Source organism: Bacillus timonensis, from assembly GCF_000285535.1.
GTDB classification, from domain to species: domain Bacteria; phylum Bacillota; class Bacilli; order Bacillales; family Bacillaceae_L; genus Ferdinandcohnia; species Ferdinandcohnia timonensis.
Map to the genome: position 1 here is coordinate 8,005 of NZ_HE610988.1, position 22,734 is coordinate 30,738.

24 protein-coding genes, 1 pseudogene and 1 riboswitch are annotated in these 22,734 nt (G+C 32.2%); of the genes and pseudogenes, 9 read left to right on the forward strand and 16 right to left on the reverse strand.

What is annotated here, in order from left to right:
- Positions 1–91, forward strand: a riboswitch (cyclic di-GMP riboswitch).
- Between the two features lie 34 nt (positions 92–125).
- The 3 genes from BTHG_RS25255 (at position 126) to BTHG_RS17595 (ending at position 2,179) form a co-directional block, all read left to right on the forward strand.
- Positions 126–266 (forward strand): anti-repressor SinI family protein, encoded by a 141-nt coding sequence (locus BTHG_RS25255; protein ID WP_148361259.1) that lies wholly within the window; start codon positions 126–128, stop codon positions 264–266.
- Between the two features lie 128 nt (positions 267–394).
- Positions 395–727, forward strand: coding sequence for a helix-turn-helix domain-containing protein (locus tag BTHG_RS17590; protein ID WP_010678053.1), 333 nt, complete (start codon positions 395–397; stop codon positions 725–727).
- A 381-nt stretch (positions 728–1,108) separates the two neighbouring features.
- The gene (locus BTHG_RS17595) at positions 1,109–2,179 is read left to right on the forward strand and encodes an acyltransferase family protein (protein ID WP_010678054.1); all 1,071 of its coding nucleotides are present in this window, start codon (positions 1,109–1,111) and stop codon (positions 2,177–2,179) included.
- Between the two features lie 190 nt (positions 2,180–2,369).
- Here the strand turns inward: BTHG_RS17595 and BTHG_RS17600 are convergent, their stop codons facing one another.
- From BTHG_RS17600 to BTHG_RS17615, 4 genes and pseudogenes are all read right to left on the reverse strand, one after another.
- Positions 2,370–2,822: a VanZ family protein gene (locus tag BTHG_RS17600; protein ID WP_010678055.1), complete on the reverse strand. Its 453-nt coding sequence runs from the start codon at positions 2,820–2,822 to the stop codon at positions 2,370–2,372.
- A 63-nt stretch (positions 2,823–2,885) separates the two neighbouring features.
- Positions 2,886–4,088, reverse strand: a complete 1,203-nt coding sequence (locus BTHG_RS17605; protein ID WP_010678056.1) for a nucleotidyltransferase domain-containing protein — start codon at positions 4,086–4,088, stop codon at positions 2,886–2,888.
- Positions 4,045–4,523, reverse strand: a pseudogene (locus tag BTHG_RS25260) (lasso peptide biosynthesis B2 protein). Before BTHG_RS25260 ends, BTHG_RS17605 begins: the two are co-directional and overlap by 44 nt.
- Positions 4,524–4,547: 24 nt before the next feature.
- Complete coding sequence (locus tag BTHG_RS17615; RefSeq protein WP_010678058.1) at positions 4,548–4,838, reverse strand: lasso peptide biosynthesis PqqD family chaperone; 291 nt, start codon at positions 4,836–4,838, stop codon at positions 4,548–4,550.
- A gap of 278 nt (positions 4,839–5,116) precedes the next feature.
- Here BTHG_RS17615 and BTHG_RS17620 point away from each other — a divergent pair, with 278 nt between their 5' ends.
- From BTHG_RS17620 to BTHG_RS17645, 6 genes are read left to right on the forward strand one after another with little or no spacing between them, the layout of a single operon-like run.
- A complete protein-coding gene (locus BTHG_RS17620) occupies positions 5,117–5,365 on the forward strand; it encodes a hypothetical protein (protein ID WP_010678059.1) in 249 nt (82 codons plus the stop codon).
- Positions 5,366–5,401: 36 nt separating this feature from the next.
- Positions 5,402–6,184 carry a hypothetical protein gene (locus BTHG_RS17625; protein WP_010678060.1) on the forward strand — a complete coding sequence of 261 codons (783 nt, stop codon included), beginning with the start codon at positions 5,402–5,404 and terminating at the stop codon, positions 6,182–6,184.
- Positions 6,184–6,444, forward strand: a complete 261-nt coding sequence (locus tag BTHG_RS17630) for a PqqD family protein (protein ID WP_010678061.1) — start codon at positions 6,184–6,186, stop codon at positions 6,442–6,444. The genes BTHG_RS17625 and BTHG_RS17630 overlap by 1 nt, the downstream gene beginning before the upstream one ends.
- Complete coding sequence (locus BTHG_RS17635) at positions 6,434–6,901, forward strand: S24/S26 family peptidase (RefSeq protein ID WP_010678062.1); 468 nt, start codon at positions 6,434–6,436, stop codon at positions 6,899–6,901. The genes BTHG_RS17630 and BTHG_RS17635 overlap by 11 nt, the downstream gene beginning before the upstream one ends.
- 14 nt (positions 6,902–6,915) lie before the next feature.
- Positions 6,916–8,727, forward strand: a complete 1,812-nt coding sequence (locus BTHG_RS17640; RefSeq protein ID WP_010678063.1) for an ABC transporter ATP-binding protein — start codon at positions 6,916–6,918, stop codon at positions 8,725–8,727.
- Between the two features lie 18 nt (positions 8,728–8,745).
- Positions 8,746–9,651, forward strand: coding sequence for a nucleotidyltransferase family protein (locus BTHG_RS17645; protein ID WP_010678064.1), 906 nt, complete (start codon positions 8,746–8,748; stop codon positions 9,649–9,651).
- A gap of 238 nt (positions 9,652–9,889) precedes the next feature.
- Here BTHG_RS17645 and BTHG_RS17650 read toward each other — a convergent pair whose 3' ends face one another.
- From BTHG_RS17650 to BTHG_RS25275, 12 genes are all read right to left on the reverse strand, one after another.
- Entirely contained in the window at positions 9,890–10,606 is a 717-nt protein-coding gene (locus BTHG_RS17650; protein WP_010678065.1) for a metallophosphoesterase family protein, read from the reverse strand.
- 151 nt (positions 10,607–10,757) lie between these two features.
- Complete coding sequence (locus tag BTHG_RS17655; protein WP_010678066.1) at positions 10,758–12,557, reverse strand: ABC transporter ATP-binding protein; 1,800 nt, start codon at positions 12,555–12,557, stop codon at positions 10,758–10,760.
- 34 nt (positions 12,558–12,591) lie between these two features.
- Entirely contained in the window at positions 12,592–13,530 is a 939-nt protein-coding gene (locus BTHG_RS17660; RefSeq protein WP_010678067.1) for a phosphoenolpyruvate carboxykinase (ATP), read from the reverse strand.
- A 117-nt stretch (positions 13,531–13,647) separates the two neighbouring features.
- The gene (locus BTHG_RS26895; RefSeq protein WP_148361262.1) at positions 13,648–13,779 is read right to left on the reverse strand and encodes a paeninodin family lasso peptide; all 132 of its coding nucleotides are present in this window, start codon (positions 13,777–13,779) and stop codon (positions 13,648–13,650) included.
- A 14-nt stretch (positions 13,780–13,793) separates the two neighbouring features.
- The gene (locus BTHG_RS17670; protein ID WP_010678068.1) at positions 13,794–15,734 is read right to left on the reverse strand and encodes an asparagine synthase-related protein; all 1,941 of its coding nucleotides are present in this window, start codon (positions 15,732–15,734) and stop codon (positions 13,794–13,796) included.
- 210 nt (positions 15,735–15,944) lie between these two features.
- A complete protein-coding gene (gene galE, locus BTHG_RS17675; RefSeq protein WP_010678069.1) occupies positions 15,945–16,982 on the reverse strand; it encodes a UDP-glucose 4-epimerase GalE in 1,038 nt (345 codons plus the stop codon).
- A gap of 67 nt (positions 16,983–17,049) precedes the next feature.
- A complete protein-coding gene (locus BTHG_RS17680) occupies positions 17,050–18,135 on the reverse strand; it encodes an ATP-grasp domain-containing protein (RefSeq protein ID WP_010678070.1) in 1,086 nt (361 codons plus the stop codon).
- Positions 18,136–18,158: 23 nt separating this feature from the next.
- Positions 18,159–18,764 (reverse strand): sugar transferase, encoded by a 606-nt coding sequence (locus BTHG_RS17685; RefSeq protein WP_083849188.1) that lies wholly within the window; start codon positions 18,762–18,764, stop codon positions 18,159–18,161.
- Between the two features lie 22 nt (positions 18,765–18,786).
- The gene (locus BTHG_RS25265; RefSeq protein WP_010678072.1) at positions 18,787–19,605 is read right to left on the reverse strand and encodes a tyrosine-protein phosphatase; all 819 of its coding nucleotides are present in this window, start codon (positions 19,603–19,605) and stop codon (positions 18,787–18,789) included.
- A gap of 491 nt (positions 19,606–20,096) precedes the next feature.
- Positions 20,097–21,254, reverse strand: coding sequence for an oligosaccharide flippase family protein (locus BTHG_RS25270; protein WP_232284494.1), 1,158 nt, complete (start codon positions 21,252–21,254; stop codon positions 20,097–20,099).
- 32 nt (positions 21,255–21,286) lie between these two features.
- A complete protein-coding gene (locus BTHG_RS27475) occupies positions 21,287–21,646 on the reverse strand; it encodes a lipopolysaccharide biosynthesis protein (RefSeq protein WP_232284495.1) in 360 nt (119 codons plus the stop codon).
- Between the two features lie 2 nt (positions 21,647–21,648).
- Entirely contained in the window at positions 21,649–22,731 is a 1,083-nt protein-coding gene (locus BTHG_RS25275) for a glucosamine inositolphosphorylceramide transferase family protein (protein WP_010678073.1), read from the reverse strand.
- Positions 22,732–22,734 lie beyond the last annotated feature (3 nt).

The window sequence follows — 22,734 nt, forward strand, 5'->3', positions numbered from 1 at the left end:
ATCAGAAAAAGGCAAACCTATTGAAAAATAGGGACGCAAAGTCACGGGTCTAAGGTTGGAGATTATCAATTATGACGGCTGGATTGCCTGGAATACTAATGTATTTTGGGAGGGTATTGGAAAATATGATGAAATCAGAAAACGAAACACTTGATCAGGAATGGGTAGATTTAATTTTAGAAGCACTTGATATGGGAATCAGCGTGAATGAAATTAAAACATTCTTTGCTGAAAAAGCTGGCGGACTTGACTCGATGATTGGATAAAGAACAATAAAACCCACTCCCACTCTAGAAAAAGCGCATTTTCTTGCAAAATAGTTGAATAAATCGTTCGTCATACAAAACAATTTCTTCATTTTATGTTATAATCAAAATGGAGGAAGGTGGATTTTATGATTGGTCAACGTATCAAACAATACCGTTTGCAAAGAAAATTATCCTTATCTGAATTAGCTGAAAGAGCTGGGGTTGCAAAATCATACTTAAGTTCAATCGAACGCAACCTTCAATCAAATCCTTCTATTCAATTTTTAGAGAAAATCTCCGCGGTCCTTGGGGTATCGGTGAATACATTACTCCATGATGAGGATCACGAAGCTCAAATAGAAGATCTTGATTCTGACTGGGCACAACTTGTCCAGGAAGCAATGAAGTCCGGGGTTTCAAAAGAAGAATTTAAAGCGTTCTTAGAATTTAACAAATGGAAAAACACGAACAATAAATAAAAAGGCACTTCAGGAGAGTGAAAAATAATTCATCTCTTGAAGGGCTTTTTTATTTTTTGGATAAATTCTTGTTTTAGAAAACGATTGTATTTTTTAATAAGACGCAAAAAGTTTTTCGCAGAGCTCTAATATTGAAAATCGATCGAACCTGGAAATAATTCACTATAAATTTATAATAGCTAATTTGCAAACTTTTCATACAAAGTACATTTTTTCTTCCATATACGATTGAAAATTCCTATATGTTCACCCCGAATCAACAAAACAAAATGAATTATTATAACTTTTTACACAGATGTTCTAAAAAAAATAAAATTGTTCTTAATAATGAACGGTTGTGTTAAAATTATTGATATAAAAACTAAGGTGGGTGTTTGTAGTGTGAAGAATTTAAATCTTGTAAGAAATAACTGTAAAGCCTCAAGTGTTCTAGATTTTATAAGATTTCTTTCTGCTCTAACTGTATTCTTATTTCACTTTTATGTGCCTTTGCCTGGTTACCAAGCAGTTATGGTATTTTTTGTGCTTAGTGGATATTTTATTTCTTCAAGTATATTAAAATCAATCTCAGAAAACAGATGGAGTTGGAGTGATTATCTACTCAAAAGAATAACAAGACTTTTTATTGTTCTTATTCCTGCATTGCTTCTAACTTATATCTGGGCGAAAATACAACTCGGCTTATTCGGTGAAGATATGAGTCCCCTAGATTTAAGGGTTTCTGATTATTTAACTTGGGAATTATTAATTGGAAACTTATTTTTCCTTCAAGGGATTATTACAGAAGGACCATTTGGGTTAAATGGACCACTTTGGAGTTTAACATATGAGTTTTGGTACTATATTTTATTTCCTTGTATAATTCTAATTTTTCATTCAAGAAAAAAAAGCACAAAATTTTTCTACCTAATTATTTCCATAACTATTTCTATTTTTATAGGCAAAGAAATTATGTCGTACTTTTTGGTTTGGTTGTTAGGAGCTGCTATTCCCCTTATTAAGGGAATAAAGATAGATAATAAAGCTTTACAAATTGTTATTTTGGTAATAGTTTCTATACTAGCAGTTTTTTCACTTAATTATAAAGCAGGTAGTAATTTCCTTTTTGATTTAGGTGTAGGATTATCATTCTCAGTGCTTACTTATTTTATTATTTCTTTTTTAAATGAAAGTCCAAGCTCATCAAAATTTAATATCCCAAAGTATTTAGCAGGATTTTCTTATACCTTATACTTAACTCATTACCCATTGGCAAACTTTATACTAACATGGAGAGTGTCACCTTTATGGCCATTTGAAGATAACTCATTAGTTATAAAAGGTTTGCTAGCTATGATAGTCTTTGGATATGCATGGATAATTGGATTACTGACCGAGAAGCATACTGATAAAGTGAGAAAACGGATTTCTATGATTTTTTATAAAAGAAAACCCGAAATTTTTAAAATATAATAAATTCCAACCAAATACTCATTTACAAAAGAACGAATGATAGCATTGAAAAAAAGCATTTGGGAGTAGTAGACTCCCAAATGCCTTACACTTTTCTTAAAAGTAGTCACTTTTTTCTATAAACTGTTTTTGACTGCATATATTTTTAAACAATTTCAGTCAATAGCAGTAACAAGAGCCTTAAGACCTTTTAATGCAATACAGTGATTCCCCTTAATAATCTACCAAGTCTAGATTGCTCATTATTAAAATACTTTTTGTGGATGATATAGGATACAACGATAACGCCAATACCATCTTTTATTAAATCAGTTATCGAAAAGGATCTGAACGGTACATAAAATTGATGTATTTCATCAAGCACACCATATAGTACAGCAATTGCAAAAAGAAGAATTTCTATCTTGAGTGAAAGCTTTCCAAAGGTCAGGAAAGCCATCACCAACAAGGCATATAAAATAGCAAACTGAAAAAGATGACCAATTTCCAGTGCAGCACCTAACAATAAATAAATGGGGATACCAATTTGTACATGTATCCCCTCTAATTTACTAGGATTAAAATGACTTGATTGTAACCATATCCATACCATATATATAACGGGTAAAAATCTTAAAATAAAGCGAATGATAAATAATTGCATAAAAACCTACCTTTACCTACAAACATTATACTTCGTTACAATCATGTCCTGATTCCGATTCATTTAAACTTGCCTACTTCCTCTTCTCCACATCAATAGAAATGGCCTTAATGGAAAGTACAAGAAATGTAGTTTCTTAGGTAATGGCAGTGTTTCCTTGTCCATATAGTAAGGATGCAATGTACTCAGTATAAACATTATCTTCTGTTGGATTGACATAAGTGAAAATAAATGGCGTGAATGATATTTTGATATATCATGGGGGACTGGTTCTGTATGTAAGTTTATCATTCTCTCACTATAAAAAATTGCTTGCTGGGCCAACAATTGACTCCGATTACTTTTGATGAGTGGCTCCATTTCTTCTGTTATTTCTGTATCCAACAAATTGCATGTAAGAAGCAAGGCTTGCCCCGCTATATGTATAGTTTTATATTTATGTAATAAATTTCGAAGCCCTGGCCAATGAAGTTCTTTTTGAACTAGCATATGGATATCCAATAGCCAGCGTAACCTGGACCAACCATGCCTAGCTCCATGTGTTACTAAAAAGAAAAATAAATCCTCACTACCTAAAATATAAACAGGATACTTAGTAATCGTGCTTACTCTTTTTCTGTTCCATAACTCATGAAAACTTGGTTCTTTTGTTGGCGCAGGATTTAGCCTCCAATGTATTTCAAGCTTTATCCCCTTTTTCGGATGAAAATAAGTAAAATGATGATGCCTCCATTTCCAATCGTTCAACACAGTTTGAATATATTCATCCTTTATATAACCCTCTTCAATAAGAAGTTCTTCAGCACGTTCTAAGTCTTCAATCGAGATAAGAACATCTAGGTCACCAGAGGTACGAAGAGAAATATCACCATAAAGGTCTGTAGCAAGTACGGGACCTTTTAAAAACAAAGGAGAGATTCCATTAGAAATAAACAATTTACTAACGTATTCCATTTGTCCACAAAGATGAAGCATCTGAAAGGTATTTTTTTGATAATAATACGAAATCGTTTTTACGACTTTCGTGGGGATTCTCATCTTTTCTAATACGCTAATCTTTGAGTATAAAAGTGGATATAGACGATGGTGAAGAACCAGTTTAAGAATGTGATCCCAGTCCATTTGATCAAGGGATTTCTTATATTTTTCTGCAATATCAGTTATGTTTTCCATTTTAATAACATCTAAAAGAAAGATAAGTTCCTTAGGCACCTTAGATACATCAAGTTGAGTAATGTTGTTCATTTCGATCTCCCATGAATTCATTATTACGAACTCCTTTTGCAAACATGCCGACAACTGTGAACCTTTCCATTCCTTCAGCACCGGATACGTAAAAGTTTCCACTTCGCAACCATGCGTGCGCAATCATGCTCCCCTTCTCATCCCTTGCCGTACCGAGGTAAAGAGTACAGTCGATGTGTCGTCTTTCAAGCATTTTCATCCCGGCAATCGCTTTAACTAGACATTGACTCTCCCAAAATGTATAGTTACTCATGATTCGAATCGCATTTGCTACATTTTTTAATTCCTTCATATTAGAAACATTCTTCTTAAAAGATGTTTCCCTCAATGGTACCCCTAAAGTAGGAGCAACCTTCGCAAACGGCAATGCTTTTAAAATTCGTCCCCAGGCTAAATAAAAAAAGCTTCTATTAAAATAACTTTCGTAGCAAAATCAAGTAAAAAAAATGCCTTCATTCTTTTAATAATTTCAGACACCTCTTATTTAATTTCAATTAGTTTTTCATTATATAAATGCTCCAAGAACGATAATACTTGCTCTTCACATTCTGCTTGGGTTACATCGTACACATTTAATAAGGAAGAAATCACTTCATTTACTGATTTAGGACTTTCAATTTGATCCCAGATTTCTCCGCCAATTTCTCCTAAGTTATAATACTTTCCGTTCTGAACGCTTAACATTACCTTCTCTTCACCCATATTACTTACGATGTTACCTTCGCGTTGTGAAACGATGTTATTTAATGAAATGGTTTGGTTGGTTAGCATTTTGGACCTCCTAAAGAATATGTTCTTTTTAAAGAACATTATAAACTAAGTCCTTCCTTGTGTAAATACTTTCAAGTCATTTATCTATTTTAATTTCTTTATTAAGAATTTATAACATTTCACATCATAAGATTTGTTGGGATTTGTCGAAGGTTAATTCTTTAAAACGAACTATCTGTGTTCTATAATAAAAAAGATAATATAACCTTTAAGGTCAATTTTTTACTAAGCTTAATTTCACTGTTCTTTATAATATACAATTTTAGGAGATGGTAAATATGAATATTAAAGTTGTAGAAGATCGTCCACTTGTTTTAAGCCATCAAGCAATTCGCTTTGAAACAGCTCAAAGTTGGAACTGTGCAGGTAGGATGGGCAATGGAAAAATTCCGGGGCCTCCAGGAGATGGTAATGGTGGACCTCCAGGAGGAGCACCTAATATGGGAAATGTTCCACCTTGGGCATGTGGGCCTGGTGGAAACAATGGGAATAATGGGAACAATGGAAAAGGTAGAGGGAATGGATAAAATATTTTTCATTAAATACAAGGAGCAAAAGACAGGATGAATTTTTATATTAATATTGGACAGCACTTAATGCTAATTAAGTGCTGTTCTAGTAATTTAGCAAAGGGATTAATTAAGAATTTTAATGTAATAGGAAAATATAATAATGACGAATTAGATTTATCTATTAATATCTACGAAGGATATGGTGTTCCTTTCTTAGATTATAAAGTCGAAGTCATTAGAAGTAAGGACAAACTTTTTTATAAAAGAGCTGATTATTTGGTTGAAATAGATGCTGAATTCAAAAATGCAACTATTAAAGTTCATAACGATCTTGCCCTCAAACATGCACTTATGAACCTTTACAGCTCGTTTATTGTTCACCATAAATGGGGTTTATTAATTCATTCCTCTTGCGTTAAAGAAAATGGCACAGCTCATATATTCTCCGGACATTCAGGTGCTGGAAAATCAACAGCAGCTCGTTTATCCCAGCCAAGAGAGCTATTATCGGATGAGGCTACAATTGTCAAAATAACTTCTGAGGAAGTTTTAGTCTTTAACTCACCTTTTAATAGTGAACTAGATTCAAACTGTAAGGACAGCAGTTTACCATTATCAAGCATTCAACTATTACATCAATCCTTACAGAATAAGCGAATTAAATTAAAAAAAGCCGACGGGCTTCTTCATTTGTTGGATAAAGTATTTTTCTGGGAGTATTCTGACGTGGAAACTAGGAAAGTTCTGGACTTATTAAAGTATTTAGTTCAAACTGTACCAATTTATGAATTGCATTTTCAAAAAAATGACACGTTTTGGGAGTTGATTTCATAATGAACCAATACATTAAGAAAAGTAATTACGACATTACCCAGTTAGAGGACGAGTGGATTATATTAAATACAGATAATTATACCATTACAAAATTAAATCAAATAGGTGGCTTTTGTTGGCATTTACTAGACAAATCACAATCACCTAATTCACTTCTTCAAGAAATAAAAGAAAACTATAACTCTTCAACTACTTTCGAAGATGTTGAAAATTATTTACAACAATTAATTCAATGTGGGTTGGTCGAGCATGCAGGTTAAAAGTACCGAAATAGCTTTGATATCGAATGTCTTACGTAAATACGGTACAATTGACCTCCCATCCAAAGGGATGAGTATGTATCCCTTTATAAAAGAAGAAGATATATGTAGTTTTTCTGTTTGTAACCCCGCCTTTTTAAAAAAAGGCGACATCGTGTTGTTTTTCCTTAAAAATGGGCAACTTGTAGCTCATAGGTTCTATAACAATACCATCATTAGTAATAAAAAACATTTTATTTTTAAAGGCGATACAAATCTTGCTTTTGATGAGCCAGTTGAAGCAGATCAGATTCTTGGTAAACTAACAAAATTAAACAGAAAAAATAAATCGAAAAAAATAACCAGTTTCAAAAACAAATGTTGGACACAATTGATTATAACCATGCCAAGTATATCTAATTTACTACAAGTGTATCTCTCAAAAACACAAGGAAACAAATTACATATTCGTATATAAGTGGAGTGTAGTCTATGAAATCAAAGCTACAGCATCTAATAGTATCATTTAAACAACTCGTAAATATAGAAGATATTAAAAGGGCTACTAATTTATTAAAACCTTATATCAACAACCATAGGATGGCTTATATAGGTCTCCTTTTCTTTTTATTAATTGAAATCTTTTTAACTGTTGCATTCGCATGGTACATGGGAAATATTACTGATGCAGCAGTTCGAAGTGACTTCGATTCTTTAAAATGGTTGGTTCCTTTTGGTATTGGCTTAACAATTTTAAGCATTTCATCTTCATTTTTTTCAACATACTTGGAAACTTTAGCGACAAGTCCTGTAAAAAGGGATTTGAAAAATGATTTATACAAACAAGTATTACTACTACCAAGTAGTAAAATTTCGAATCATCATTCTGGGGAATTGCTTTCTCATTTTACAAATGATGTTCACAATATCGATGGTTTAATAGGAAGTAGTTTGATTCAGTTTGTAAGACTACCGTTAATGTTTGTTGCTGCATTTATCTATTTATTCCAAATAAGTTGGCAATTGACTTTACTTATCGTTTCAATTGCCCCACTGGGACTATTTGTTGGAGCATTTTTTGGTCTCATCCTACGGAAAAACAGTAGAAAAATACATAAATTATACAGTGATATGAATACTCTGCTTAATGAATCTTTTCAAGGGTTATCGGTAATGCGTTCTTTTACATTAGAAAAGGTTTTTCATAGAAAATATGCGAAACAAAACAAAGACCTTTATAACTTAGAACTGCAGAACACAAAACTCCGTGGCTGGTTTTCATCCATCTCACAATCAATAAGTTCTGCTGCCTATTTAATTTGCCTTTGCCTAGGTGCATATTTTGTATCGATTCAAGAAATTACTGTGGGCTCTTTATTTATTTTCCTAACATTGATGGGACATCTAATATATCCCCTTTCAGGTATTGCAGGTCTATGGGCGGGGTTTCAACACTCGATAACTGCAATTGAAAGAATCTCAAACGTATTGGATTACGAGCCGGAATCACATCATTTGCCGACCCAAATAATACCAAATAAAACAGGCCCTACTATACAGTTTAAGGATCTTTCATTTAGTTACGAGGAAGGTAAACAAGTTTTCAAAGAACTTAATCTAGATATTCCAGCAGGAAAAGTAATCGCGTTAGTTGGCCACAGTGGGGCTGGCAAGACGACATTGTTTAATCTTTTATTGCGATTTTATAAGCCACAGGAAGGAAAAATCATGATTGACGGAAAGTGTGCTGATGAACTATCCATTTCAGAATTAAGAGGTTCAATAGCCTTAGTACCACAAGAATCTTTCCTTTTCGATGGAACAATAAAAGAAAACTTACTGATTGCACACCCTTATGTAACCGAAACGGAAATGATTGAGGCAGCACGAAACGCAAATATCCATGATTTTATAATGAGTTTACCTGAGGGTTATGACACTAAAATCGGGGAGCGTGGCGTAAAGCTATCGGGTGGACAAAAACAGCGTGTTGCAATTGCAAGAGCATTGCTTAAGGATTCGCCTATTTTATTACTAGACGAAGCCACTTCAGCATTAGATAGTGAAACCGAATATTATGTCAAAAGTGCTCTGGACCGTTTAATGAAAAATAGAACGACATTGGTCATTGCCCATCGCCTTTCAACAATTCAAAATGCAGACCTAATTGTAGTAATGAATGAAGGAAGAATTGTTCAAATAGGAAAACACGACCAATTATTAAATGAAATGGGGCTTTATCAAAATCTATATAAAACACAATTTGAACTAGAGCAGCCTGAGCTGTCATTCGTTTCAAATTAACAAGAGAGGGGTATCACAGTGGCCATAGAAATAATTCGTTCAATATATGATTCTACATTTCCACTCCCACTTGATGAGCAGTACTATCAAGAAGCAATTGATGACATTGAATTTTTCGGGATTACTTCGCAGATCTATCATTTGTTAAAACAAAATGAACAATTAGAGTATACTCCCCCCTTCTTTCAAGAACGACTAAAACTAAAGTACACTGAAGCACTGTATCAAAATCTGTTTATTAAGAATCAGACAGAACTAATTTTACGAGAGTTTGAGAAAGTTGGAATTGAAGTAATTCCTTTGAAAGGGGTACGTTTTGCGGAGAAGTATTTTGGACATGTTGGGGCAAGGGGAACATCGGATATTGATTTACTCGTTAAACCGTTTGAGCTGGATAGGGCTATTGTTCGTATAAAAAAGCTTGGATTTGTTCCAGATCCTAAGGCTGTTCCATCTGGTTTTAATTTAACTTTCACTAAAGAAATACCTCATTCCTTTATACCATTAATGGTTGAGATACATTGGAATATTGCGGATCCTAAAACGTCTAGTTTGGATACAAAACAGTTCTGGGAGGACGCAACTCCTATAAGTAATTTTAATTATGTAAAAGAACTATCTGACCAACACACGTTTTATATGATTACCCTCCATGGCTGGAGACATAATATGAATTCGTTAAAATATTTTCTAGATATTTTACAGCTTATTAACAATAACGTTTTAGTCATTTCATACAAAGAGATATTTGAACAAGCAAAAACAGATAAAACACTAAATAGGATTATTAGGACATTATCTATCGTTTATAAACTTTTCCCTTATCTAAGTGAAAAAAAGAGGCTGTTCAAGAAAAAGTCTATTTTATTTTGGAGCTACGAAGAAGTATTACAACTAGAAAAAAATCTCTTCGAAGATATTTAGACTTCATCGATTATCAAATTTTTAGTTTTGATTTATTTTCTCATAGTATTGCTGAACTCTTTGCATGGATTTTCCCATCTAAATATCTGGTAGAAACAGAACTAAACACACTTCATTCTACTAAAAGTTATGTAGCCCTATACTTACAATTAACACATAAAAGATTTACTAATTTTTTTCGAGCTTTTTAAACTAACCAAGCACCGATAAAAAAATCGGTGCGTTTTAATGATAATTATTATATTTTTGCGTTGTATATCAATTTTGAAAGAAACTCTTTATTTGGGTAATCAGAATTTTCGATTTGCTTAATGACTTTAGAGTAGTCATAGTCAACTCTCACGCTTGATACTTGATAACCTTCCTCTTCAATATCTAAGATTACATAAGATGCCTTCCTTAAACCATCAAAAGGCAAGCCAACACTTCCAAGATTTACAATGCATTTTCCATTTATGTACCTGATAAATGGCATATGGATGTGTGCATACACGAAAATATCAGCATCGTTAACCATTAACTTTCTTTTCATGCTCTCATCATTTTCAAAGGGTTTTACCACATCAAACAAACTATTAGGAGTCGCATGAAAAGCATGAACATGAGTACCACCATATTCGATATGTAGTTCAGATTGGAGCCCACTTAAATATTCTATATCCTCTGGATTTAAGTTTGAAACGGTCCAATCTCTCTCTTTATTCATGACTTCGAGCACACTATCTGGTACTTCACCTTCTTGTACACCGCGAATGACCCATTCATCAGCATTGCCTTTTATTATAGTTCCTCCTAAATCCTTTATAAGTTCTAATGATCTTTTTGGCTCAGGTCCTCTATAACACAAATCGCCTAGTACAAAAATGTTATCAACGTTCTTCTTCCTTATATCATTTAATACCGACTCTAATGCTACCGCATTGCCGTGAATGTCTGAAATAAATGCTAGCCTCAAAAATAAATCCTCCCAACAATAATAGGCTTTATACGTTTATACTTCTTGTTAAAACGGATATAAACTATATAACTTTTTAGGAAAATATTGCATAAAAAACCTAAAATAAATAACTAAAGACATTTTTAGTATAATTACCTTTATTAAAAAATTAAACACTTGCCCTCATTTGATTGCCTAACAATGTACTAAACATACCTTTCTTTTCTTTTGCCAATTCATAAAACTCACCTGACTGTATTACTTTTCCTTTATCTAACACAATAACCTGATCCGCATTACGGATGGTCGATAATCTATGTGCAATAACAATAATGGTCATTTTCCCTTTTAATCTATCGATAGCTTCTTGAATTTTAGATTCATTTTCAGTATCTAAAGCACTAGTTGCTTCATCTAAAATAAGAATTTGAGGATTACGCAAAATTGCTCTTGCCAAAACTATCCTTTGGCGTTCACCTCCAGATAACCTAATGCCACGATCACCAACAAGTGTATCTAATCCCTCCGGTAAACTACTTACAAAATCAGCTGCCGAAGAAAACTGGAGTGCTTGCCAAATTTCATTTTGACTTGCAGTTGGATTAGTCAATAATAAATTTTCCCTAATACTTTTATTGAACAGAAAAGAATCCTGCGTGACGTAGCTTATTGACCGTCTATATGGTACCAGATTATCACCTGATATAGAGGTACCATCTATTAATACTTCCCCTCTATCAGGCTTATTTAAACCCATTATGACATCTACTAGTGTAGTCTTACCAGCACCTGATTTACCTACTACAGCAGTCATTTTATTTACCGGTATATTAATATATATGCTTTTTAGGGAAAACGAAGAATTATCCTGTTTATATTTAAATGAAACATTATTACATTCAATTTTAGATTCAATCTTGAGCGACTCTACATTTTTATAATACTCATCTTGGAGTTCTTTGTTCAGCATACTTTCTCTTTGTAAATCAATTAATGCTTCAAAGGATGGTATTATTGAACCAATTTGTTCTAAATTTGACTGAATTCCAGTAAATCTAGGCCAAAGTCTTGAGAAAATAATCACAATTAACATTAGTTCTGTGGTTTGAGCCTGAAATAATTTAATGGCTAAAAAAACGAAGAGTGCAACTAAAACGGCTGAAACGGCTTTATAGGTAAATTGTGAAGTAGCATATAATTTAGAAAAATTTACCACATTTTCTTCCATCCTTTTACAAGTACTACTAAAGTCTTTCAGTTGAGTCTCCTCTAATATGTTACTTTTAATATCTTTAATTCCGTTTAATTGCTCGGTTATTCCAGCAATGTAATTTTTATTTAGCTCAAAAGCATCTTTACCAATTGAATTGGATTTTTTAATAAATTTTCGTGCAAAATAAATAAGGAATAATCCAAAAATTAAAATATAAGTTGTCATCTGTGCAGATAACCAAAAAGCAATTGCAAGTTGTATAAAAGTAAATACAATAGACGATAGAAACTGTAAAAACAAGTAAGTTCCGTTTCCAACCTTTCCGATTTCTGAGGTCATCATATTAATTAAATCAGACTTTCTTCGTTTTAAATAAAAACTCCAACTTGCCTCTAATAGACTTTTGTTAACCTCTTCCTTTAAATAACGGATATACCCCTGTTGTATCTTCATATTAGTTATTGTTTGTCTTTTTTGAAAATAGCTTTGTCCAATCATTATCAAAATGTATGAACATAAAATAATTAATAAACTAATTGTTTCAGGAATGGATCCGAAAAAGGAAGATAGCCAAGAAAAAGGGATAGAATCATATGTATTTAAATTGAATATTCCTGTGAGGGCAATTAAAGGTATAACTAAGAATATTCCTGCACCTTCTAGTAGACTAATAAAAAGGATCCCAAGTAAATTGATATATAATGCCTTACCAGCAAAGGTACTTAATTTTTTTACAAAGAATAAAACCGCCTTCATATACGCAGTTCCCCCTACTCTCATACAACTCTTCTTATTTATTAACCATTGGAGCAAGTTCCATTATGTTTGAAAGTATTAGAGAAACAAGTTGTGGTGCAGTATAGGACGAAACTGGTCTTTGTACTCGATTCATCTTAATATTTTCTATAATTTTGGTCGTCGTTTTAAAATGCCAATCCATTAGTCCAAGACCTTGAATTAGACAGTTCTGAAATGTATGATAATAAAGTGTATAAAAAGACTCAAGTTTTTCAATTTCACTTATCTTTATATCATCATTGTCAGTTTTCATTATTTCAAATACACCAGCTAATGGTAGGTTTTCTGAACTGTAATTTGAAACCGGAACACTATATTTCGTTTCTCTACCATATATAGATCTGTAATCTTTAGCTTCCATATCAAGTTTATTCAAACTTTCTTCCCACAACTTTTGCTGAGGATAAGAAGGGGTAACATATGGAATAGGATTATCATCTTTAAAAATTACAGCAATAACATCATCACTTAACAGTTTAAATCCTTGTTTAACGAATGTAGATGCAAGTGTAGATTTCCCCGCCCCCGAGTTTCCTACAAAAGCATACGCTTTTCCATTTATTTCTACAGCACTTCCATGAAGTGGCACTATTTTCCTTTGTAACAAAACTGAACCCATACATATTCCCAATATATATAATCTAACGACGTCCTCATCATAACCTTCTAGTGGGGTAATTAGGATTTGATTCCCATTACTAATTGCAAAGATAGCTATATTAGGCACCTGAAACATTACTAAATTTTCCTTTATTACAAAAGCATTATACGTATCAGATAATTGAACCCATAAATCAGTTACATCCTCTGTGATTATTTCAATATCATGAATTACATTACTGCATACCTGTGGTAGTTCTGGTAAAGAAATTTCACTTTTAAGATAAAATCCATAAGCCTTATATATTTTATTTGTTATGATATGAGTCATTATTTTCACCCCGTTTTACAAAATGCATTTTTTGTGAATGGCCCTTTTACTAGTGTAAAAGGGCCATTAGTACTTAATAAAATTTTTATTACACATAAAATATTATGTGTTGGTTAATTAACAAAATGTTAAATCTCCCTTGAGAGTACCATTTGGAAACGCTGCATCAGTTGCAGGTCCATCTTGACCAGCCATTGTCATTTTTACATCTAATACTAATAGTGTTGGTTTGTTCCAATCTTTTTTCATTATGTCACCTCCTTTCAGATAAACTTCTTTATAAATCTAGATATGATAATACTTCTCATTAATATCTTAGACTCCGGGTCAATTGAATTTGTAAGTATTGGTCCACGTTCTACCTTTGTAAAAGCTTTTTTTAATAAATCTCCATTTAAAAACTCTAAGACATACTTATCATTCATATTAGAAAGAAGTTCCTCTTTATAACTATCCCAATGAGGTGCCATCCGATGAACCCAATCAACACCTTGAATACCTCTAGACCTTTGATTTAATCTAATACTATCTGGTAAATAATTCTTAGTTGCTTTTCTAACAAGTACTCGTTCATAGCCATTTTGTACATATTGCTCTTCAGGAACTGCTAAACAAAAACGTACGACACGTAAATCATTAGTTGGATCTCGCTTCCACAAAGAATAGCGTAATGATAACTTCGAAGAAAGTGTATTGCCTGCGTTCCATTGGAAAACATCTTCAAATTGTTTTCTTCTTTCCTCAAAAATGTTTAAATTTGGATACCACCCTGATTGGTCCATTCCATAGCTTTTAAGTTTTTGAAATACTTTTGTTTTCTCAGCAAAATTTGGATTTATTATTTTCGGAAGTTGATACATATTTTTCTGAGGAAACAATTTGTCAATTATCGGGAATCCCAACCTTGCAATGTATGGTAGATTACCAAGTCTAGGACCCTCTGTTAACTTGCTGTATTTATTTAATTCACTAATAAGTGAATACCATTTGAATTTTTTTAATAGAAGTGCGTAATAATCCAATGCAAATCCCCATGAGATTGTGAAGTTCCCTCTATCTCCACTTAAAAGAACACCAACTCCTTCCTGGTAAGCTTTTTCAAACATTCCTTTTAACCAGAAAGAATTTTCGAAAAATTTATAAGGCATTTCCATAATTTCCATGAAATCATCGATTTCCGTAAAAGAATCTCTACCATCAAAGTTTAAATAATGATCTTTAATTCCACCAACATGGTTTACAGTCATTTTAATATAGGGTCTCTCATTACAAATATGTCTACTAGATTTAAAAGCTGTAAAATCACTTGGAGGAACGTAACTAAAAGTTAATAACTCTTTATTCTCTTTTTTTAATTCTTTAACAGCAAAACTTACTACTGCACCAGAATCTAAACCCCCACTTAGCTGTGCACCATTTTTACGATAAGTTCTTAATCTTGCATTAACTGCCTTTTGAAAAACTTCTTGAAACGCATCTATGTATTCTTCATCTGTTTTAAACTTTAATGGTTCAATTGACGCAAGATTACTATACCTAATTGTCCTAATTCTCTGTCTATCAATTAATATAGAATGAGAAGGTGGTATTTGCTTAATTCCCTTATAGGGACTTATTTCCGAATTTACTGCATCAATCATTCCCGGAACAACAAGATATTCAGCAAGCCATTCTTCGTTTAATTGCTTTTTTATAAAGGGTAAAGTTAATAATGGTTCTATAATGGAACAAAATGCAAAATGATTCGAATCATGGTAGTAATACAATGTTCTACTTCCAGAAAAATCTCTTGCACCAAATAGAACTTCACTTTTTTCATCCCAGATTATAAAAGCAAAATCGCCTATTAAATATTTAGGGGTGTTCTCTCCCCATTTATGATAGGCTAGCAAGATTAATTGACTATCAGGCATGTTTTTTCTTTTGTCACTTTTTATATCCAATTTGTCAAACAATTCTTCTCTATTGTCTATAATCGCATCAGCAGTAATGGCTAACTGTCTTTCAAAATCATAATAAGGTAATGGTTCTCCTACCGACTCGGGTGTAATCCATTGGGAATGACATCCCAAAAAGATATCCCCTTTGTACATTGTTTGTATAGCGTCTGCTGGAAACTTGCTCAAACTTTGCATCATACTTATACAATTTTCTATAGCAATTGGTTCTTTATTCAAATTATAAAAACCAGCTATGGCACTCATTACATCCTCCTAATAGGTAACACTCACACATTATCGTTTCTTATAAAGAACAGATTTATCATAAAAAGTAAAACTAAATCCAACCAAATAAAAGTAGATTATCTGTCGATTTGTTTTATAAACAATCATGTTTTATTCTTTATAAAGAACAATATATTATAAAAATATCACCTCTTTAACGAAGTGTCAACATTTTTAAAATCCTTTTCATTACGTAACTCTTAGCACTTTAGTTTCTGTTTTATATCCATTTGGATTATGTAGTTGCCAGCGCCATGAATCTTCACACATTTCCTTAATCCCTTTTTTGGCTATCCACTTGAGTTCAGCAATTGCTTTTGATGGATCCGCATAACTGATAGCAATATCTCCCGTTCGTCTCCCCACTATCTCATAAGGAATATTTCTTCCAGATGCTTTTTCGAAAGATCTAATCATTTCTAGTACACTATAACCCTTACCAGTACCTAGATTGTATGCGTCCACACCAGAACTAGATAATACCTTTTCAAGTGCCTTAATGTGACCGTATGCAAGATCGACCACATGGATATAATCTCTGATACCTGTTCCATCTTTAGTATCGTAGTCGTTTCCAAATATATTTAGACATGATAATTTACCTACAGCTACTTGGGAAATAAATGGTATTAGATTATTCGGAATACCATTAGGGTCTTCTCCTATTAATCCACTAGGATGTGCCCCAACAGGGTTAAAATAACGCAATAAAGCAATACTCCATGAGTTATTTGAGTTATACAAATCCCTTAATATTTCCTCAATCATTAATTTTGTTCTACCATACGGATTTGTAGCTTTTATTGGTAATTCTTCTGAAAGTGGAACCTGTTGTTGCAAACCATATACTGTTGCTGACGAACTAAAGACCATATTGTATACACCATATTTTTCCATAGTTTCACATAATATAATCGTCCCTGAAATATTATTTTGATAATATTGTAGTGGTTTATGCACAGATTCTCCTACTGCTTTTAACCCTGCAAAATGAATAACTGCTTCAATTGTGTTTTCAATAAAGACTTGCTCAACTTCATTGCGATTGAGTAAGTCTGCTTTATAAAATTTTATTGACTTTCCCGTAATGTTTTCAACACGTCTTATAGATTCAACACTACTGTTTGACAAATTATCTAATACTACTAAATCATAATCACTTTCAAGAAGCTCAATACAAGTATGGCTCCCTATATAACCCGCTCCTCCTGTAACTAAAATGGACATCTTTACTCTCCTTTAATTAGTATTTAAAGTGACGTTTTTTAAATGTTCTTTAATAGAACTATTTAGTTTATACTGTATAAATATTTTTCTCTTGTATTCTTTTCATTACTTCGTTCTCAGTTGTTAAAATTGGTTCTCTATCCATATCTCTTATCCAAAGTAGTCCATCTTGGAGTGGATTAATCTTGCTCTCTAATGTTGGAAACTTATTATAAAGTATAATATCCTTATATATTTCAGGCATATTCAACCCGGCTTCCGTAAAGAAATAACAGGTTGTAAAAAATCGCATATTTATTTCCGTAGGATTTGGAAATTCATTTTTGTCATATGTCATGTCTACACCATACACACCATGAGGTTTAGCATCTATCGCAAGTATTGTGTCTAAGGCTACCCGGTCTACAGTTTCATCTGAGTATGTTTCACCAACTCCGGTTATACCCGTTACACCAGATAATGTGCGATTTCCAAACCCCCAGGATTTCCGTCTTCTAGTTTGTGCAACCACTAGCTCACCTTCATACCAAATAGAAAGCCATGTAACTGTCTTTTCAGATTGTAATAATTCCGAGGCAGTAAATGAACCCCAACCTTTATATATGTCAATCCAATTTGCAGCAAATTCATAATCATTTGTTGGTAAAGCGCCTTTTCCACCTGCTCCGATAGTTGAGCGTAACCAAATCTTACCTTCTTGATTACCAAGTACATGAAATGCCTTCTTTAAATCATCTCGATTATTGACAATCATCGTTTTTGGAACCTTAATTCCTTGTGCTTCCCATATCTTGTAAGATTTATATTTGTCTGTGCATGCCTCAATTACTTCGTGCTCGGGCATAAACAGTTTTGTTCCAGTTGCTGTTATTTCATCTCTATATTTTGAAGCCTCTAGTATTTCACGATCATTCATAAAAACCAGTAATCCTGGTTTTTCCTTTTTTAACAGATCTAATAATGAATTCTTATAATTATCTCCAAATGCATATTCATATGGGATATGATTTTTAGTTTCCGCTTTTGAGGAAAATAGATTAAAAGGATTCCTAGATACACCAACTATTTTTTCCTTTGTTGCAGATTTATTAAAAGATTTAATAACATTCTCAGCAGGAGCAACCCCTACATCTGTAATTACGATTTTCTCCATGTTTTGCACCTCGTTCAGTTTATTTACATATTTTTACTAACACCTTTATAACGTTCCATGCTGTAATGCTCCTTGGCACTTACACCATCTTTTTTAATTACTTTTTTTATTGTTAGAAGTAAGATTTTCAGATCAAGCCAGATAGATTGATTGTTTACATACCATAAATCCAACTCGAATTTTTTATCCCAATCGATTGCATTTCTCCCATTGATTTGAGCCCAACCTGTAATACCAGGCTTTACTTCATGTCTACGTGCTTGTTCTTTTGTATATAATGAAAGATATTCAGGTAACAATGGTCTTGGACCAACTAAACTTAGATCACCTTTTATTACATTAAAAAGCTGTGGCAGTTCATCTAAACTGTATTTCCGTATTACAACCCCAATTTTTGTTAACCGATACTTGCCTGGAAGCATTTTCCCATATTCATCTCTTTTATCAATCATCGTTCTAAATTTATAGATATTAAATGGCTTTCCATGAAGGCCCGGTCTAGTTTGTTTAAATATTATCGGAGAACCCATCTTAATTTTAATAATAATTGATAATGCTATTATGATTGGTGAGAATATAAACAGGATGAAAAGTGCCCCTAATAAATCTAGTATTCTTTTCAAAATAATAAGTACACCTCCGAAATTAACCTTAGGTTTCTCTTATTCGATTTAATGGATGATTATAAAAGAAAAAATATTGATGTTTTTTTTCTATATAGGTTGGTTCATTAATTTCAATTCCTGCCCCACTCAACGTTTTAGATGCGTTATTTTCCAAATAACTTCGATACTCTGTAGAATATTTTTTATCAATAAACTCATAGGACGAAATCAATTCAAATGGTCTTCTAATATGGTGAGCATCTGATGCTATAAAATGAACAAGCTCATGATCTAATAAATGCAATGAAAAATTCTTAAGTCTTTTCCCATATGTGCCATTGATACTACCCGCTGTAACTTGAATTAAAATTCCACTTTTTACCCATTTATAGATTATTGATGGATTTTTTCTTAATACTCGATTCCTTTCTGGATGAGCAATTATTGGTACAAAACCTACCTTTTGTAAAAGTTTTAATGTCATATCTGTATGGTCTGGTAAGTGATGGCACGGAGGTTCAATTAACATATACTTTCCAGTGTCGTTTAAAGTTAAGAAATCTTTTAGTCTTTTTTTAATATCGGACTGGATTTGATTGTGCAAATGAAATTCAATACCAGGTAATATAGTTAATGGTATGTCTTTATTTTTTAAATGTATATTTGCTTCCTTAACCAACTTCTTGATTGTAAAAGGATCATTTTCATAAAAATGCTCCTTATGTTGATGTTTATGGTGAGGTGTGGCTATTACATGAGAGATACCAGTAGCAGCTGCTTGTTTTGCTAGCAGCAACATTTCATCCCAGTTTTTTGGCCCATCATCTAATCCAGGTAAAATGTGATTATGGATGTCAACGGTCATATAATTCCTCCTGTATATAAATTAACTCTGATGATAATCATTGTTTTTTTACTGATATGTCAATACTAGGCTTTCCAAAGAATCTTTCTAAAATGAATCAACATAATTTTTTCATCATGTTATGATATTAATAGCTTCAATTACACCACTCTAAACATTTTCTTAACATTTCAATAAAGTAAAATAGCCGCACCCTTATACTTTTATTTCTGAGTAAAGTCACATTTATAGGCATCTACCCCATCCACACACACTTCAGACTACAAGTTTCTCGGGTTTATCTGCCAGCAGCGTAATCAATTCTTCCCGTTAATATTTACACAGACGTTCTTAATAAAAGGTGTTTACCATTGAGAAATCCCCCAAAAGGATTCTTTTAAAGTAATTCCAAATCCAATATTATTAAATCGCATTACATTTTTAGTTCATTATAAAGAACGAACTGATATTTTTCCTTTTTTTCGGGATTTTCGATAAATTTAAGCGAGTTTTTAAGCTACATTACTTTTTAATTTTAATTTGTTATTTATTTTTTTTATTGGTCCTTTTAATAATAATTCTTTTTCATACTGATTCATTCCTGTTATCCACATTAGGACTAGAAATGCTATAGAAAACACTATCATTTTAAAAAATAGAAACATCCAAGACTCTGCAAATAGTTGTTTATTTATCGTTAAACCAAATATAAGACTAATGGCCAGTGGCAAACTCATAAACAATATATTTTTCCAAAAACCAACAATATCAATTTTTATTTTTCTCCAATAATAATAATTCATAATAATTATATTTCCTGTCATATAAGAAATACCTGTAGCTAAAGCACATCCTATTGCCCCCCACAACTGAACAAATATAAGACTTAAAAATAAATTAAATATTGCCATAAAAATGTTAATAATAGTCTTAAATCCATGCATATTCTTAGCCTGAAGTATAATACCACCCATCCCTTGAATAAGGAAAAAAATTAGCGGTATTAAAATTAATATAGCAATAGTATAGGATTGATTGTACTCACTTCCCACCCATAAATTTATAAACTCTTGGCCAAATACAAAAAAACCACTAAATGCAAATGCTATTACTATATATTGAATTCGTCCTATTCTGATAAATAAGTTTGATAAATCTTTATCACACACATCATTAAAAACCATTCCCGACACTTTACTTAAAAATACATTTGATATAGCTGAGGAAAATCCAGAAAAGTATCCTGTAAAAGTTGCTCCTATTGCATAAATGGAAACAGCAACTGTCCCACTATAAATTCCCAATATAAATTGATCTGTTTGTACATATAGAGTTCCAATAATTAGGTTTATAAAAATATAAGATGAAAATAAAATTATTTCTTTTAACATGCTATAATTAATTTTTTCGAAATGAACTTTTATCTTTATTACCTTAAAACAAAAATAGATATTTATTAAAATGGAAACTATATTAATTACAGTTGTTACAATTGCCATTGTAATCGTTCCGTAACCCATATATAGAAGAGGTAGCATAATTATTGGATTAATAATAGAACATACGATAGCAATCATTTTTTCAATAATAAACTTTTCGTAAGCCAAAACAATTACACTGAAGAGACCAAGACCTATCCCAATTGAAATATTAAAGGTCATAATCCCCATTATTATCTTTAACCTAATAATTTCCTCTATACTTAAAGTGCTTGAAAAGAAAAATGAGAGTAATGGGTTAATATTGTTCCTATGATTAATGCAAACATCCCCAGTAATCCATACATTTTAGTAAACATTCCGAATAGCTGATAACAGCCTTCCTCATCATTTTCAGATCTATATTTTGCGGTATACCTTATAACAGCATTTCCTAATCCAAAATTTAACACCCCTATATAACCTGCAAGTGAGGCTGCTAGACTATATAACCCATATTCAGATTGACCAAGCATTCTCAACATTATTGGTGTATAGAGGATTGAAATCCCGCTATTAAGAAACAACGCAACATATGATAATATTGCACCAGCTTTTAGTTGACTCTTATTGCTACCATTCAAAATCAATTCTCCTTTGTATTAATCTCCGCACTATTACAACTGTAATTTTTATTATCATCTATGATTCTTTGTATACCGATACATTTAATTAAACATACTCGCATTTGTTTTTTATATCCGAATAGAGAAAAGGTTTTAGCCGATAATCTACCCATCCTCCATAATAAATGATTTTTTGTTTCAAACTTATGTCCATCTACTACAATTAACCAATTATTGTCACCAAGCTTTAATTGGTCGATTGTGTGCATCCCGTCCCTATTCCAATCATTTTCCTTCTTTGTACCTGATAATACTAAATTAATTTGTTCCTCCTCATATTCATCATCGGTTAACTTATTTATTTTAAATACATTAACTGCACTACCATAATTCGGAAAGCCATCTTGGGTATATCTAAATATATTCCCATTTTCTACAATAACTCTGCCTCCCGGTCTGGTGATTCTTTTATTATTTGTAATCATCGGGCTCTTAGGGTGTTCCACCCAGCCTTTTTCAAGTTTTTCTGAAAAAAACAAATGTAATTTTCCACTTTTCCCCGCAAACATCCACCACATGTTATTGAATCTAAAAATACTTGAATCAACATAACTTCCTGTTAGCAATTCACTTACTAACGACCATTGATATGGAAACTTTTTTGCCTTATATAATAAAATTTTATTTTTTTCACATGTTTCAGGTATCATATAAAATTCGTTATCAAATTCAAAAACATATGGATATGAAAGGTGGAATTCTTCCCTTAAGACTACTTTGTGATATTTCCAGTTTTGGCCATTCTCACTACTGGCCAGGCCAATAATTCCTTTTCCAGATATCTTATCCAGAATTTCGAAGAACATATAGACAGTTGAATTATGCGCTATAATAAATGGATCTGCTACAAATTCTGCAGGCACATCATTTACGTCTTTAGCCGTTAAGCAAGGGCTTACAAACTTTTCTTTCTCAGGAATTTTTGTTATATATGTACTAGAATTAAATGTTGTAATTGACCATAATCCCAAAGTTATTTTTCTCTTATTCAAAAATAAAAATATGACAATCAAAATTAACAAAATTGTAGTAAATAGAATCATATA